Raw genomic sequence first — 15,417 nt, forward strand, 5'->3', positions numbered from 1 at the left:
AACAGGTCAGAGCAGGCTCTTGGTCGCGGGCGGCAGGGCCTCGTAGTCGGGCGCGCGCTTCTGCATCCGCGCCGCCAGGGCTTCCGGCATGTCGTTGCCCATGAGCATCCCGGCGTTCCAGGTCGCGATATAGTTCAGCCCGTCGGCCACCGAATGGTCGCGGGTGAAATTCAGCATTTCCTTGGTGCCGGCGACGGCGAGCGGGCTGTGCCCGGCGATTTCTGCCGCGACCTTGAAGACGCCGGCCAGCAGTGCCGCGTGATCTTCGAACACCTCGTTGACGAGGCCAAGGGCCAGCGCCCGTTCCGCCCCGAGGCGGCGCCCGGTATAGGCCAGTTCGCGCACGACGCCCTCGGGAATGAGGCGCGGCAGGCGCTGCAGGGTGCCGACGTCGGCGGTCATGCCGATGTTGATCTCGGCGATCTGGATGAAGCCATCCCGCGTCATGTAACGGGCGTCGCAGGCGGTGACGAGATCGACGCCGCCGCCGATGCAGCCGCCCTGGATCGCGACGAGGACGGGAAAACGCATCCGCTCGATGATCGAGAAACAGTCCTGCAGCTTCAGGATCTTGCGGCGCAGCTCCTCGCGCTTGCGGGCCTCGTCGGCGATCGTGGGCGCGAGGCTGGCGAAGACCGACAGGTCCATGCCGGCGGTGAAATGCTTGCCCGTCGACGAGAGCACGGCGACGCGGACCTCCGGGTCCTGTTCCAGCGTCTCGAAGATCGCCTTGATCTCGCTCCAGAACGCCGGGGTCATCGTGTTCAGCTCGGCGGGACGCTTCAGCTGCAGGTGGGCGATATGGTCTTTCACCGACAGGTCGAAGGTCTGATAGGCCATGATATTCCTCTCCTCGTTTTGCCTTTGGCCTAGCACGGCTCCGCGCCGATCAGAAGCCCCCCGCGAAGGGGCCTGCCGGACGCGACGTCGCCGCCACCCGGCTTGACAGCGATCAGCGAGCGTTGCACGAAAGCGGACCGGCAGAAGGAGCAAGGCGTCGTGAAGCAGCAGCGGCAGACAGAAACCATCGCGCTTCTCTCGTCGAGCCCGGGCACCTTCCGCACCCTGACCGTGCACCGCTGGGGCACCGCCGGGCGCGGCCCCAAGGCCTATATCCAGACCGGGCTGCATGCCGACGAACTGCCCGGCCTCCTCGTCGTCCAGCACCTGCTGCCGCTGATCGACGCGGCGGGGGAAGCGGGCGCCATCCTCGGCGAAATTCAGCTGGTGCCGACGGCCAATCCCATCGGCCTGTCGCAATATCTGTTCGGCAAGCACGCCGGCCGCTTCGAATTCGACAGCCTGGGCAATTTCAACCGCCATTACCCGGACCTCGCGGAAAGCGTCGGCGATGCCGTCGCCGAGCGCCTGTCGGACGATGCCGCCGGCAATATCGACCTGATCCGCGCCGAATGCCGCCGCCAGCTGGACGCGCGGGTACCGACGACCGAGGTCGATCAGCTGCGCCTCGAATTGATGAAGCGCGCGGTCGACGCGGATATCGCCCTCGACCTGCACTGCGACGATGTCGCGGTGATGCATGTCTATCTCGGCACGCCGCTGTGGCCATCGGCCGCCGATCTCGCCTACGAGCTGGGCGCCAGGGCCGCCCTGACCGCCGAGGTTTCGGGGGGCGATCCCTTCGACGAGGCGGTGGGTGGCATCTGGTGGCAGCTCGCCCATCGCTTCCCCGATTGTCCGATCCCGCCCGCCTGCCTGTCGGCGACGGTCGAGCTGCGTGGCGACCGGGATGTTTCCGACACGCTGGCCGCGCGGGATGCCGCCGCCCTGTTCCGCCTGTTGCAGCGCCGGGGCGTGATCGCGGGCGATCCCGGCCCCCTGCCCGCGGCCAGTTGCGACGGCACGCCCCTGTCGGGCACCGATATCCTGTTGTGCCCGGTGGGCGGCGTCCTTGCCTTCCACCGCGAGGCGGGCGATGTCGTCGCGGCCGGCGAGCTGATCGCCGAGATCGTCGATCCCCTGACCGGCGCGCGCACGCCGCTGATCACGCGGGCCTCGGGCGTTCTCTTCGCCCGCACCGGCCATCCGCTGGCGCGGCCCGGCCTGCCGGCGGCCAAGATCGCGGGGCCGGTGCCCCTCGCCCATCGCACCGGCGCCCTGCTGACCCAATAAGACAAAGCACCAAAAAACGAGGAGAGAGACTGTGGCGATCGACTACGACAAGATCATGAAGCTGACCTCCGGCCCCTGGACCGTCAGCTATACCGACCGGGAAACCATGCTCTATGCCCTTGGCCTTGGCATGGGGATCGACCCGCTGAACGCGAACGAACTGCCCTTCGTCTATGAGAACGGCCTGAAGGTCCTGCCGACGCAGGCGACCGTGGTCGCCTGGGACAACACGCTGCTGGGCGATGCCGGGATCAATTTCATCATGGTCGTCCACGGCGAGGAACGCCTGAAGGTCCATGCCCCGCTGCCGCCCGAAGGCACCATCGAATGCAGCGGCAAGGTCGTCGGCTGCTATGACAAGGGTCCGGGCAAGGGCGCCATCATCCTGGCCGACACGGAAATCCGCGACAAGGCGACGGGCCAGCCGCTGATCACCATCGGCATGACCATTTTCGCGCGCGGCGACGGCGGTTTCGGCGGCCCGGCCGGCGGCGGGCCGGAGCCCCACAAGCTGCCCGAGCGCGCCTTCGACAAGGCCATCGCCTACAGGACGCTGGAATCCCAGGCCCTGATCTACCGCCTGTCGGGTGACCGCAACCCGCTGCACGCCGACCCGAATTTCGCGGCCATGGCCGGTTTCCCGCGCCCGATCCTGCATGGCCTGTGCTCTTACGGCAACGCCTGCCGTGCCGTGGTCGAAGCCTATTGCGACTTCGACCCGACCCGGATCGTCGAGTTCAACGCCCGCTTCTCCGCCCCCGTGTTCCCGGGCGAGACGCTGGAAACCCAGATGTGGCAGGACGGCGACGTGATCTCCTTCCGCACGCGGATCGTCGAGCGCGACGTGATCGCCATCAACAACGGCAAAGCCGTCATCAAGGCCTGAACACCATGACCGATGCCCGCCTGCTTCCCGCCGCCACGGTCCTTCTGCTGCGCGACGGCGCGGGCGGGCTCGAAGTCTTCATGGTCCAGCGCCACCACCAGATCGACTTCGCCGGGGGCGCCCTGGTGTTCCCCGGCGGCAAGCTGGACGCGCGGGACCGTGCGCCCGAGCTGCTGCCCCGGCTTTCCCCCAATCCGCTGATCGGTGGCGACCTGACGCCCTTCGCCATCGCTGCCATCCGCGAATCCTTCGAGGAATGCGGCGTGTTGCTGGCAAGGGCCGCCGGCAGCGACGCGCTGATCGACGCCCCCCGCCTCGCGGCGCTGGAAGCCCGCTGGCGGGCGCCCATGGCCAAGGGCGAGATCGGCATCATGGAGATGGTCGAGGCCGAGGACCTGTCCCTCGCCCTCGACCGGCTGACCCGCTTTTCCCATTGGGTCACGCCGGACTTCATGCCGAAACGCTTCGATACCCATTTCTTCCTGGCGGTGGCGCCGGCCGACCAGCTCGCCCTGCACGATGGCGGCGAGACGGTAGACAGCATCTGGATCAACCCGCAGGCGGCCATCGACGATGCGGTGGCCGGCAAGCGGTCAGTGATCTTCCCGACGCGGATGAACCTGTCCGTCCTTGCCCGCGACATGACGACAGCGGGCGCCCTCGCGAGGGCCGCCGCGAGTTCCATCGTCACGGTAAAGCCCTGGCTGGAAGAGAGGCCGTCGGGTCAGGTCCTCGTCGTGCCCGCCGAAGCCGGCTACGACCGGACCGAGGCACCGATTTCCGAATTGCGCTGAGAGAACAACAACAAAGATAACGAGGGGAGTTGCTTATGTCCGAGGAATTGACGCCCGTGCTGATCGGCGTCGGCCAGATCACGCAGAAAGACGTCGAGCCGCTGGAGGCCAAGGGCCCCATCGAGATGATGGCCGCCGCCGCCCGCCTCGCCGCCGCCGATGCCGGCCTGACCGAGGCGCAACTGGCGAAGATCGACCGGCTCGCAGTCGTCCGCTTCATGTCGGGCAATTACGCCGATCCGGTGAGCAATCTCGCCGATCTGCTGGGCGCCCATCCCGCCGACCGCCAGCATACCGCCGTGGGCGGCAATTCGCCCCAGATGCTGGTGAACGAGACCGCCGAGAAGATCGCCAGGGGCAGCTGCAAGCTCGCGCTGCTCACCGGCGTCGAGGTGCTGTCGACCATCACCAGGGCGCAGAAACTGGGCATCGACCTGCCCTTCGGCCAGATCACCCTGACCGAGGAAGACCGCAACGGCTCCCTCCCGACCGAGCTGGCCCATGGCATGTTCCCGCCGGTCAATGTCTATCCGATGTTCGAGAATGCGCTGCGGGCGAAACGCGGCCGCAGCCTGAAGGCCCATCTCCTGAAGATCGGTGAATTGTTCGCACCCTTCACCAAGGTCGCGGCGCAGAACCCGCTCGCCTGGTTCCCCATCGAGCGCAGCGCCGAGGAACTGGCGACGCCGACCGCGAAGAACCGTTTCGTCGGCTATCCCTACACCAAGCTGGTCAATGCGATCATGGAAGTCGACCAGTCGGCCGCCGTCATCATGACCTCGGTCGCGGAGGCGAAGCGCCTGGGCGTGCCCAGGGAGAAATGGGTCTATCTGCACGGCTGCGCCGATGCCAAGGACCATTGGTTCGTGCTCGAGCGGGTGAATTATCACTCCAGCCCGGCGATTTCCCGCGTCGGCCGCGAAGCCTTCGCCATGGCCGGCAAGAGTGTCGCCGACATGCGCCACTTCGATATCTATTCCTGCTTCCCCTCGGCGGTGCAGATCGCCAAGCAGGAACTGGCCCTGCCGGAAGTCGACGAAATCCCCCTGACGGTGACCGGCGGCCTGCCCTATTTCGGCGGGCCGGGGAATAATTACGTCATGCATTCCATCGCCGAAATGGCGGCGCGCCTGCGCGCCCACCCGGGCGACTACGGCCTCGTCACCGCCAACGGCTGGTATGTGACCAAACATTCCGCCGGCATCTATTCGACCGAGGCGCCCTCGCAACCCTTCACCCGCAAGGACCCCGCGCTCTATCAGGCCGAGATCGACGCGGAAGCAAAGCCCACCATCGCGGTCGAGGCGGAGGGGGACGCGAAGATCGAGACCTATACCGTCGTCCACGGCCGCGACGGCGCGCCCTATATGGCCATCGTCATCGGCCGGCTGGGCGATGGCAGCCGCTTCGTCGCCAACACGCCGTCGGACGCCGACGTCTTCGACCTGCTGCTGGACGGCGAAGCCATCGGCCGCAAGGGCAAGGTCACCACGTCGGGCGGCCAGAACAGCTTCGATCCGCGCTGACGGGAGACTTGCGCAGCCGGCCCCCGATCGGGCACTAAGGGATCGGGGGACAGCGCATGGCGGCAGCGATCTTCATCAGCCACGCTTCGGCGGACGGTGCCGCCGCGACCGAACTGGTCGCGGCGCTGGAAGCGGCGGGCCATCGCTGCTGGATCGCACCGCGCGACATCCGCGCCGGCCTGTCCTATCCGTCGGAAATCCTGCGCGGCATCCAGGGCTGCGCGGCCATGGTCGTGCTGGTCTCGGCCCCGGCCAATGCCTCGCCCCATGTCGCCAAGGAAGTCGAACTCGCCCATCGCGAGGGCAAGCGCCTGCTGCCCCTGCGCATCGAGATCGTGGAGCCCGAGGGGGACTTGCGCTACTGGCTGAGCGCCGCGCAATGGATCGAGGGCTACCGGCTGCCGCCGCCGGATCGGGCGCGGGCGGTGGTGGCGGCCCTCGACGGCGGGGCGCCGGTCGCGGGGACGAGACCGCGCCGCGGCAGGGACTGGAAGAAGCCCGCCTTCATGCTTGCCGGCGGGGCGGCGCTGGGTCTTGGCCTCTACCTCGCCCTCGTCGCCGGCGGTGTCTTCGGGGTCCGGATCGCCGAGGAAGGGACGAGGCGCGCGCAGGTCGCCGCCTCGCCCGAGGCGGCGGAGCGCTGCCACCAGCTCCGACGTCGGCTGGTCGACGATTATTCCAGCACACCGGTACGCTTCGCCGTGCTGGGCCGGCCCGCCATCGACGTGCTGGCCGATTGCGAGCAGGCCGCCGCGACGGCGCCGGACGATGCCGCGCTCGCCGCCGAATACGGCTGGGCGCTGGCCGCCATGGGGCGGTTCGACGAAGCCCTGCCCGCGTTCCGACGCGCGGAAAGCGCGGGCGACGGGCTGGGCGCCTATGGTCTCGCCGTCTTCACCCTGTTCGGCCTTGCCGGGGTCGAGAAAGACGAGACGCAGGCCCGGCTGCTGATGGAGCGGGCGCGGCTGGGCGTTCCCCTCGCCTCCGCCCGGCTGGCCTGGTTCTATGCGCAGGGGCTCGGCGGGGTCGAGAAATCGGATATCGAGGCCCGGCGCCTGTTCCAGGCCGCCGCCGATCAGGGCAATGTGAACGGGCAGGTCAACCTCGGCCTCATGTATCAGAACGGGCTGGCCGGCCTGCCGCGCTCGCCCGCCCGGGCGGCCCGGCTGTTCCGCGCCGCCGCCGAGCAGGATTACGATTTCGCTATCCGTCTGCTGACCGCGCTCTGCACCGGCGCCGAGGCCGCGGCGGCCGGCGACGAGAATTGCGCCGGCTACCGCTGATCCCGATTATTGCAGATTGAGGCCCGGCAAGCCGCCCATGCCCTGCATCATCATCTGCATCGGCATGACCTGGGTGCCCGGCGGCACGCGGAACTGGGACGGGTCCTGCGGGCCGAGGGCGACATGGGTCGCGGTCAGGATATAGGTCTGGCCCTGATCGACCGCCTCGGAATAGAGCAGGACATTGTCCGAGGTCAGGCAGACCTTGGATTCCGCCCGGTCCTTGCCCAGCGTTCCGACCGCGTCGTAATAGGTGCAGCTGTGGCCCGCGATGGTCTTGGTGCCGATCGGGGTCAGGGTGACATCGCCTTCGGTCATCATCTGCTGCGGGCTGATCCCGGCGGCGGGACCGGCCATGCCGGGCATGGGATCGTTCATGTTCATTTCGAACGCCATCTTCATCGGCGCCGACATGAGGACGGTCATCTTGTTGGTGTGCAGGTTCATCAGGCCGGTCATGGCCTGGCCCTGTTCGGTCATGTCGACCCGCATGATGCCGGCATGATGGGCCATGTTCATGACCTGGCCGCCCGGCTGCATATTGTAGGTGATGGCGTAGTCGACCCGGGGCAGCGGCAGCGGATCGGCCAGGGCGGGCACGGCGCCAAAGGCAGCGACGAGGGCGGTGGCGAGAGCAGTGCGACGCATGACATGTCCTCCATCGGGGCCCCACTCGCGGACGCCCTCGTCCTGATCAAGGCCGAAAGGCCCGCGGGGTTCCCGATCACTGGCCGGGCATTGCCCCCATGCCCCCCATCATCCGCGACATGTCCATGACCTGCGCGCCCGGCGGCGCGGCGAACAGCGCGGGGTCCTGCGGCCCGATCTCGACCGCGGTCGCGGTCAGGGTGACCGTCCGGCCCTGATCCTTGGAAACCGATTCCAGCATGACATTGTCGGGCGTCAAGCACACCAGCGAATGCACCGGCTCGCCGGTGCCGGCGCCGCAGATCGCGTCATAGACGGTACAGGTCAGGCCGGCGATCACCTTGGTGCCAAGGGGCTGCGGCTTCACGCTGATATCGGTGGCGAGGCTGGCGCCGCTGTCCTTGAAGGACATGCCGGGCATCCGCTCGCGCATGTCCATCTGCAGGACCATGCCCTGCATCAGCATCAGCATCCTTTGCGCTGCGGGGTCGATGATGATGGTCGCCGCCTCGCCGTCGCTCGACGTGTCGATGCGCATTTTCGAGGCGTGATGGGCCATGCGCATGGTCTCGCCATCGGGCTGCAGGACATAGGTCGCGGCATAGTCGACCCGAGGCGCGAGAAGTTCGCGCGCCTCTGCCCCGGCGACAGGCGAAAACACGGCAACGGCGGCAAGAAGGGCGGAGGGGAAACGACGCATGAATCACCTGGTGCGAATCGACCACGCCACCCTGTCACATCACCTCCTGTCCCGTCGGTGACCGCCGTCACGCCCAAGGCCGCGACGTCATTGCCTTGTCCTTGCGCAGGTCCGCCGTGCGAGGCAGGCTTGGCGACAAAATGACAAATCGTCGGCTCGCCCGGCGAGCGGAGGAGAGAGACGTGACCGACCAGCCCCTGTTCGACACCCTGCTGCGCGAAATCCCCAGCCCCTATTACCGGCCGGAACACCGCGGCTTCCGCGAGACCCTGCGCAAATGGGTCGAGGCGGAAATCGTGCCCCATGTCGACGAATGGGACGAGGCCGGCGGCTTCCCGCGCGAGCTTTATGCCAAGGCCGCCGATATCGGCCTGCTTCGCCTCGGTTTTCCCGAGGCCTACGGCGGGATCGAGGACACCGATCTGTTCCACATGATCATCGCGACCGAGGAGCTGGCGCGGGCGGGCAGCGGCGGCCTGATCGCCAGCCTGATGAGCCACGGCATCGGCGCCCCGCCCATCGTCGCCCTCGGAAGCGACGAGATGAAGGCGCGGGTGCTGCCCGCCATCCTGAACGGCGAGAAAATCTCGGCCCTCGCCATCACCGAACCCTCAGGCGGCTCGGACGTCGCCAACCTGAAGACCACGGCGAGGCGCGAAGGCGACGATTACATCGTCAATGGCGAGAAGGTCTTCATTACCTCGGGCATCCGCGCCGATTACATCACGACGGCGGTCAGGACCGGCGGCAAGGGCTTCGGCGGCATCTCGCTGCTGCTGATCGACACCAGCCTGCCCGGCATCACCCGCACGCCGCTGAAGAAGATGGGCTGGTGGATGTCCGATACCGCCGCCATCCATTTCGACGAGGTGCGCGTGCCCGCCGCCAACCTGATCGGGCCGGAGAATGCCGGCTTCCTCGGCATCGTGCGCAATTTCAACGGCGAGCGCATCGCGCTGGCCGCCGGGGCCAATGCCTTCGCCCGTGTCGCCCTCGAGGAGGCGCTCGGCTGGGCGCGCCAGCGCATGACCTTCGGCAAGCGCCTGGCCGATCATCAGGTCATCCGCCACAAGATCGTCGACATGGCCCAGCGCGTCCATGCCACGCAATCCATGCTGGAAAACCTCGCCTGGCGCATCGAACAGGGCGATGCCCCCATCGCCGAAATCTGCATGTTGAAGAACCAGGCGACCACGACCATGGAATTCTGCGCCCGCGAGGCGATGCAGATCCTGGGCGGCGCCGGTTACATGCGCGGCGTGAAGACCGAGCGCATCTATCGTGAAGTCCGTGTGAACGCCATCGGCGGCGGCTCGGAAGAAATCATGCGCGACCTCGCCGCGCGCCAGCTCGGCCTGTAGACTGGTCCGACACTCGTCGTCCCGGCGCAGGCCGGGACCTCGATACGAGGGGGCGCCCTGGCTTGCGCGAGATCCCGGCCTGCGCCGGGATGACGCCTCGAAGGGTTCATGGTGTCAGGGGAATGTGGTCTTGCGTCCTTCACTGGTGATTTTCGACTGCGACGGCGTCCTCGTCGATTCCGAGGGCATCGCCAACCGGGTGCTGGCCGAGGCGGTCACCCGGCTCGGCCATGACATGGACGAGGCCGGCAGCCGGCATGAATTCGTCGGCCTGTCGATGAAATCGGTCATGGCCAGGATCGAGGCGATGACGGGCAGCGCCCTGCCCCCCGACTGGCTGCCCGAATTGCAGGCGATCACCTATGCCCGTTTCCGCGTTTCGCTTGCCGCCGTGCCCCATGTCGGACCGGCGGTCGAAGCCGTGCAGGCGGCGGGCATCGCGACCTGCGTCGCCTCGTCGGGCACGCCGGACAAGATGGCCCTGACCCTCGGCCTGACCGGCCTTGCCCCCCTCTTCACCGGCCGGCTGTTTTCCGCGGTGGAGGTCGCGCGGGGCAAGCCGGCGCCCGACCTGTTCCTGCACGCCGCCGCCCGCATGGGCCATGACCCGGGTGCTTGCGTCGTCGTCGAGGACAGCGTGCCGGGCGTGACCGGCGCGGTCGCCGCCGGGATGCGCGCCCTCGGCTTCGCGCGGGAGACCGATGCCGCCCTGCTGCGCGCCGCCGGGGCGGAGATTTTCGACGACATGCGGCAGTTGCCCGCCCTGATCGGACTGACATCATGACGAAGAACGAGAATATCAAGGTCACCTGGCGTGGCGGCACCGACGCCTGGGAATGCGACCAGATGGGTCATATGAACGTACAGTTCTATGGCGCCAAATTCGATGACGCGGAGGCCGTGCTGCTCGCCCGCCTCGGCCTTGCCGCCGGCCTCGCGCCCGGCCGGCGCACCGACCACATCATCTTCCGCAAGGAAAGCCGTGTGGGCGCCGCCCTGTGGATCGAAAGCGCGGTGATCGGCGTCGATCACGCGGGCGATGGCCTTCGCTTGCGTCACATCATGTATCATTCGCCCACCGGCGACATCGCCGCCACCGTCGATGCCGAGGTCAGTCATCTGCCCGCCGCCGTCATCGCGGCCGGGGAAGCGGTGTTGGTCACGCCGGCCGAGATGGGCGCCGCCGACCTGCCGGAGCCGGCCGGCAGCCACGACGGCGTCAGCCTCGAGCAGGCCGCCACGCTGAACCTGACCGAGACCCTGGTCGGCATCGTCAAGGCGGCGGAGCTGCGCCCCGGCGGCAGCCTGCCGCGCCGGAGCTTCATCGGCCATCTCTCGGAAGCGGTCAGCCACCTGATCGCCTCGGAAGAGACCGCCGCGGAAGCCCTGCGCGCCCGCCACATCGGCTCCGCCGCGCTCGACTACAAGATCCGCTGGGGCGCCCCGGTCGAGCCGGGGGATGTGATCGTGCTGCGCTCCGGCGCCTCGGGCACCGTCGGGCGGACCTTGCGCTTCTTCCACTGGATGCTGAACGAGCGAACGGGCGAGCCCGTCGCAACGGTCGAGATCGTCGCCGTCTATTTCGACATGCAGGCGCGAAAGGCGATCCCGGTCCCGGACATCATCCTGAAACTGTTCGAGGGCCGCACCGTCGCCTGGCCGGGCTGAGGCCGCGTCACTCCCGCCGCCGCCGGGGGTCGAGCACCCCGGCGAAAGTGCTCAGCGCCGATGTCGCCGCCGTGGTCAGCGGATTGTCGGCGGCCGTCTGCGCGAGAGTGTGGAGTTGCGCCTCGGTCGCCGCCATCGCCTTGTTGGCGGCGGTGAGCACGGGCGCCGGCTTTCGTTCTCGCAGGGCGAGCGCGACGGCAGGCGCGAGGAACAGCGCACCGACGAGCGCCCCGGCGGCGACAGCGCCAAGCAGCGGGCGCAGCGCCTCGAACAGGGCGAAGCCGATGAAGCCGGCGCCGGTGACGCTTGCCCCGGCCAGCAGTATCGCCCGCGCGTAAGTCCTCTCCATGGCTTTATCCCCCTTGCCCCGCTGCCCCATTTCGCCCGAAAGCGGGCGCGGCGCCAAGGGGCTTCAGGGGGGCGCCACCGCTTCCCGGCGACGGCGCAGCGCCACCCGGCCTTTCCGCTTGTAACCCCAGAGGATGATGCCGGTCACCGACAGGGTCGCCACGACAAGGCCCATGACCGCGATGACGATGCGGCCGGGAAGGCCGACGATCTGACCCGAATGCAGCGGGAACTGCAGCTGCAGGAAGATATCGCCCGCCGTGCCCCGACCGGGCAATTCGCTCAGCAGCACGTCCCCCGTCGCGTCGTCGAGATAGATGCGCGCCGCGCCAAGGCCCGGGCCATGCTCCTCCTCGCCGACGACGATCAGCCAGGCGCGGAACTGGCCGAAGTGATAGGCGCCGAGGGCCTGCCCCACCTCACCCTGCGCCTTCGCCGCTTCCACCCCCCGGGCCATGGCTTCGTCGAAGCCGAGCGCGGGGGGCGAGACCTTTTCGGTGAACCGCGGCATCCCGACATCGAACGGCGACGGCGACAGCGGCGCGACCAGCGACAGGAGCGGCCGGAACACTTCGTATTGCAGGTTCATGGCGACGCCACTGAGCGCCAGCATCGCGAGCAGCAGCCAGGGCCAGAGGCCGCCCACCCGGTGCAGGTCGAGATTGCGGCGATAGGCACCGGCGCCCCGCTTGATGCCGAAGGCGGGCCGCCAGTTGGCGAAGAAGGGCCGGCCCTTGGGAAAGGTCAGGATCGCGCCGACGAAACAGTCGAAGAACCAGAAGATCGCGATCAGCCCCATCAGCCACAGGCCCCAGCGCTCCGGCAGCGACAGGGAATAGTGAAAGACATAGAGGAAGGGGATGACATTCTCGGCCGAGAAGCAGCAGGCGCCGAAATTGCGCGCGCCGAGGATATCGCCGCTCGCGGGGTCGACGAAGATCTGGTTGATGGTCTCGTCCCGACCCTCGCGCGGCTCGGCCCAGAGCGAGACGGGTGCCCCCGCCCGATCGGGCAGGCTGGCGCCGTCGATATAGATATCGGGATAGGCCGCCTCGACCCGGGCGACCAGGTCGCGGACAGGCAAGGCCGGCCCTTCGTCGCTGGCCGCGTAGAATTCGGGGTTCAGCCAGCCGTCGATTTCGTGATTGAAGGCGATGACGCTGCCGGTCAGGCCCGACAGCGCCAGGAAGGCGGCGATGCCGAGGCCGACATAGCGGTGCCAGAGAAGCAGAACCTTCCGCATCGCCGTCAGAAGCTGTAGCCGACGGTCAGCCGCGCCTCGGTCGGCGCGCCGGGCAGGACATAGAAGTCGCTGTAGGAGCCGACGTAATACTCCTCGTCGAACAGATTCATCACGTTGAGGCGGACGTTGAGCGGCCCTTCCGTGAAGGAGACGGCGGCATCGACCAGCGTATAGGCCGGCAGCTTGAAGCTGTTGGGCAACGTGCCTTCCTGTTCGCTGTAATGCCGGACGCCCAGGCCGAAGCCGAGGCCTTCGAGCGGCCCGTCCTGAAGCCGGTAATGCGCCCAGCCGCTAAGCATGTGGGGCGGCACGTTGCGCACCGCGTCGCCGACCTTGGTCGCATCCTCGTCGTCGGTCACTTCCGCGTCGGTGTAGGAATAGGAACCGATCAGGTCCAGCCCCGCGACCGGCGACCAGCGCAGATCGAGTTCGACACCCCGGCTGCGCTGCTCGCCGGTGACGGCGTAGAAGCCGAGGCCGGTGTCGGAGGCGACATTCTGCCGGGTGAGGTGGTAGAGCGAGAGCGTACCGCCCAGCGTTCCATCCGCGCTGTCGGCCTTCAGTCCGACCTCGTAGTTGGTGCCGGTCTCCGGTTCGGCATTGGGCCCGCCGACCGACCCGATGGGCTTGCTCGGCTGCGGCCGGAAGGACTCGGCGTAATTGGCATAGACGGCGAAGCCCGGGGTGAATTCCCAGGTCGCGCCGATCCTCGGGCTGAACTTGTCGTCGTCGGATTTCGCGCCGCTCTCGTTCGCCTTCGCCCGGTCGAGGCGCCCGCCGAGGGTGAACGTGACGGCGTTCCAGCTGATCTGGTCCTGCAGATAGACACCGAGGGCATCGAGTTCGGAACTCGACGGCGACGTCAGCGGCTGCGCCGGCAGGGTGCCGTTGTAGACCGGATCGTAAGCGTCGATGAAAGACATCGCCGAGAAGCTGGAGCCGATCGCGTCTTCCTCGTAGCGCGTATAGTCGATGCCGAGGGCGACGAAATGCCTGAGGGGCCCGGTGGCGAAACGCGCCTCGGCGGCCGTATCGGTGTTGAAGATCGTCCATTCGCTGTCGCGGGCATAGACGAAGCGCAGGATGGTCCGATCGTTCGGATAATACATCCAGGGATAGAGAATATTGCGCCACTCGGACTCGAACCAGTTCATGCGCAGGGACTGACGGATGGCGAAAGTGTCGTCGAATTCGTGACGGAACTCATAGCCGATGCGCTTCGTCTCCGTGACCACGGATTCAGGCACGTCAGGCTCGCCGAGGTTACGGTCGAGGGGAATCTGGCCATAGGGGCTGGGCAGCACGGTGCCCACGGCGGGCAGGGTCGGCGCCCCCTCGTCCCACGACTTGCTGTAGGTCCCGAGCAGGGTAAGCGAGGTGCGATCGTTCGGCTTCCAGGTCAGCGACGGCGCGATCAGCACCCGCTCCGACGGATCGACATCCTCGATGAAGCTGGACTCCGAGCCGCCGAGGAACAGGAAGCGGCCATAGAGCGTGCCGTCATCGCTGAGCAGCGCGCCCGCGTCGATGCTGGCCTGATGATCGCCCTGGCTGCCCACCGTCGTCTCGATGGTGGCGAAATTGTCAGGCACCGGCCGCTTGCTGGTGAGGTTCACCATGCCGCCGAGCGAGCTTGCGCCGTAAAGCGTGGATGCCGGGCCGCGCACCACCTCGACCCGGTCGAACAGGAAGAGGTCCAGGGCGCCGCCTACGCCATAGCCGTTGGTCAGGCCGTCGATATAGATCGAATCGTCGGCATCGAAGCCGCGGATGCGGACATATTCCCAGCCGTAGTAATAGCCGCCGGGCATGACACCAGCCGCGTTGCGCAGCACGTCGGTCAGGCTGCGGCTGCCCTGATCGTCCATGAGCTGGCGGGTCAACACCAGGGTCGACTGCGGTGTCTGCAGCGTGCCCGCGGCACTTTTCGTCGCCGTCGCCGCCACCGGCGCGCGATAGCCCTGACCGCCGTCCGTCGCCGCGGGCGTCACGGCCCCGCCGTCCACCGTCACCGTGGGCAGGGCCACGGTTTCGCCCTGCCCTTCGACCGCCGTCTGGCCAAAGGCGGCGCCTGCCGCCGTCAATGCCGAAAACGCCACCATCGGGCCGAACAGGCCCCTTCCCCCAAGCAAAGACATGCAACCCCCAACGGATAAAGTGATCCCGCGCCCAGACGGGTTCTTGCCGGGGAAGCTAGATTATTACGAATGATTCTCATTATCGAAATTTGCGATTGTGGCGGCCGGACCGCCGCCCCCTCGGGCCGCCCCCCTTTTCAGCGCAGTCGTCAGCGCCAATATCTGGGGAAACATCCGCCACCGGCCGCCTTTCGCGGCCGCCGCCGAAAGCCTGAAGAATGCCCGCCCCTGCTTCCGACCTGCTGACCGTTTGCCCTCATTGCGCCGCCGTCAACCGTCTGCCCAGGGACCGGCCCGCGACCGAGGGTCGTTGCGGCCAATGCCACAAGGCCCTGTTCGACGGCCATCCGGCCGAAGTCGATGCCGCCGGCTTCGAGCGTCAGGTCGGGCGCAGCAGTCAGCCCGTGCTGGTCGATGTCTGGGCGCCGTGGTGCGGCCCCTGCCGCATGATGGGGCCGGCCTTCGCCGCCGCCGCCGGCCGGCTGGAGCCCGGGTTCCGCCTGCTGAAGCTGAACAGCGATGCCGAACCCGAGCTGTCCGGCCGCCTCGGCATCCGCTCCATCCCCACGCTCCTGCTGTTCGCGGGTGGGCGGCGCATCGCGCAGGTCTCGGGCGCCATGACGACCGAACAGATCGTCGCCTGGGCCCGCCAGCAACTGGCACAGGCGGCGTGATATCCCCGGGCTCCC

At 67.9% G+C, this 15,417-nt stretch carries 15 protein-coding genes; 9 read left to right on the plus strand and 6 right to left on the minus strand.

Annotated elements, in window-relative coordinates; all coding sequences use genetic code 11:
- Window positions 1-6: 6 nt before the first annotated feature.
- Complete coding sequence (locus tag DKG74_RS18780) at window positions 7-840, minus strand: crotonase/enoyl-CoA hydratase family protein (RefSeq protein ID WP_109907720.1); 834 nt, start codon at window positions 838-840, stop codon at window positions 7-9.
- 159 nt (window positions 841-999) lie between these two features.
- Between DKG74_RS18780 and DKG74_RS18785 the strand changes: the two genes are divergently transcribed.
- From DKG74_RS18785 to DKG74_RS18805, 5 genes are read left to right on the plus strand one after another with little or no spacing between them, the layout of a single operon-like run.
- Window positions 1,000-2,133, plus strand: a complete 1,134-nt coding sequence (locus DKG74_RS18785; RefSeq protein ID WP_243404170.1) for a succinylglutamate desuccinylase/aspartoacylase family protein — start codon at window positions 1,000-1,002, stop codon at window positions 2,131-2,133.
- Between the two features lie 31 nt (window positions 2,134-2,164).
- The gene (locus tag DKG74_RS18790) at window positions 2,165-3,019 is read left to right on the plus strand and encodes a MaoC family dehydratase (protein WP_207779418.1); all 855 of its coding nucleotides are present in this window, start codon (window positions 2,165-2,167) and stop codon (window positions 3,017-3,019) included.
- A 5-nt stretch (window positions 3,020-3,024) separates the two neighbouring features.
- Entirely contained in the window at window positions 3,025-3,813 is a 789-nt protein-coding gene (locus tag DKG74_RS18795; RefSeq protein WP_109907721.1) for an NUDIX hydrolase, read from the plus strand.
- A gap of 35 nt (window positions 3,814-3,848) precedes the next feature.
- A complete protein-coding gene (locus DKG74_RS18800; RefSeq protein ID WP_109907722.1) occupies window positions 3,849-5,339 on the plus strand; it encodes an acetyl-CoA acetyltransferase in 1,491 nt (496 codons plus the stop codon).
- A gap of 56 nt (window positions 5,340-5,395) precedes the next feature.
- Complete coding sequence (locus tag DKG74_RS18805) at window positions 5,396-6,622, plus strand: toll/interleukin-1 receptor domain-containing protein (RefSeq protein WP_109907723.1); 1,227 nt, start codon at window positions 5,396-5,398, stop codon at window positions 6,620-6,622.
- A 6-nt stretch (window positions 6,623-6,628) separates the two neighbouring features.
- Here the strand turns inward: DKG74_RS18805 and DKG74_RS18810 are convergent, their stop codons facing one another.
- Together DKG74_RS18810 and DKG74_RS18815 are read right to left on the minus strand one after the other, a co-directional pair.
- Window positions 6,629-7,270: a hypothetical protein gene (locus DKG74_RS18810; protein ID WP_109907724.1), complete on the minus strand. Its 642-nt coding sequence runs from the start codon at window positions 7,268-7,270 to the stop codon at window positions 6,629-6,631.
- Between the two features lie 76 nt (window positions 7,271-7,346).
- Entirely contained in the window at window positions 7,347-7,970 is a 624-nt protein-coding gene (locus DKG74_RS18815; RefSeq protein WP_109907725.1) for a hypothetical protein, read from the minus strand.
- A 182-nt stretch (window positions 7,971-8,152) separates the two neighbouring features.
- On the opposite strand from DKG74_RS18815, the gene DKG74_RS18820 reads away from it, so the two are divergent.
- From DKG74_RS18820 to DKG74_RS18830, 3 genes are all read left to right on the plus strand, one after another.
- Complete coding sequence (locus DKG74_RS18820; protein ID WP_243404171.1) at window positions 8,153-9,331, plus strand: acyl-CoA dehydrogenase family protein; 1,179 nt, start codon at window positions 8,153-8,155, stop codon at window positions 9,329-9,331.
- A 130-nt stretch (window positions 9,332-9,461) separates the two neighbouring features.
- Window positions 9,462-10,115: an HAD family hydrolase gene (locus DKG74_RS18825; protein WP_109907727.1), complete on the plus strand. Its 654-nt coding sequence runs from the start codon at window positions 9,462-9,464 to the stop codon at window positions 10,113-10,115.
- Window positions 10,112-10,999 carry an acyl-CoA thioesterase gene (locus DKG74_RS18830; RefSeq protein ID WP_109907728.1) on the plus strand — a complete coding sequence of 296 codons (888 nt, stop codon included), beginning with the start codon at window positions 10,112-10,114 and terminating at the stop codon, window positions 10,997-10,999. The genes DKG74_RS18825 and DKG74_RS18830 overlap by 4 nt, the downstream gene beginning before the upstream one ends.
- Window positions 11,000-11,006: 7 nt before the next feature.
- On the opposite strand, the gene DKG74_RS18835 is transcribed toward DKG74_RS18830, so the two are convergent.
- From DKG74_RS18835 to DKG74_RS18845, 3 genes are all read right to left on the minus strand, one after another.
- Window positions 11,007-11,348 carry a hypothetical protein gene (locus DKG74_RS18835; RefSeq protein ID WP_109907729.1) on the minus strand — a complete coding sequence of 114 codons (342 nt, stop codon included), beginning with the start codon at window positions 11,346-11,348 and terminating at the stop codon, window positions 11,007-11,009.
- A 63-nt stretch (window positions 11,349-11,411) separates the two neighbouring features.
- A complete protein-coding gene (locus DKG74_RS18840) occupies window positions 11,412-12,590 on the minus strand; it encodes a PepSY-associated TM helix domain-containing protein (RefSeq protein WP_109907730.1) in 1,179 nt (392 codons plus the stop codon).
- Between the two features lie 5 nt (window positions 12,591-12,595).
- The gene (locus DKG74_RS18845; protein ID WP_109907731.1) at window positions 12,596-14,728 is read right to left on the minus strand and encodes a TonB-dependent siderophore receptor; all 2,133 of its coding nucleotides are present in this window, start codon (window positions 14,726-14,728) and stop codon (window positions 12,596-12,598) included.
- 218 nt (window positions 14,729-14,946) lie between these two features.
- On the opposite strand from DKG74_RS18845, the gene trxC reads away from it, so the two are divergent.
- The gene (trxC, locus tag DKG74_RS18850) at window positions 14,947-15,402 is read left to right on the plus strand and encodes a thioredoxin TrxC (protein WP_109907732.1); all 456 of its coding nucleotides are present in this window, start codon (window positions 14,947-14,949) and stop codon (window positions 15,400-15,402) included.
- Window positions 15,403-15,417: the final 15 nt, after the last annotated feature.

This window comes from Zavarzinia aquatilis (genome assembly GCF_003173035.1).
In the GTDB taxonomy this organism is placed as follows: domain Bacteria; phylum Pseudomonadota; class Alphaproteobacteria; order Zavarziniales; family Zavarziniaceae; genus Zavarzinia; species Zavarzinia aquatilis.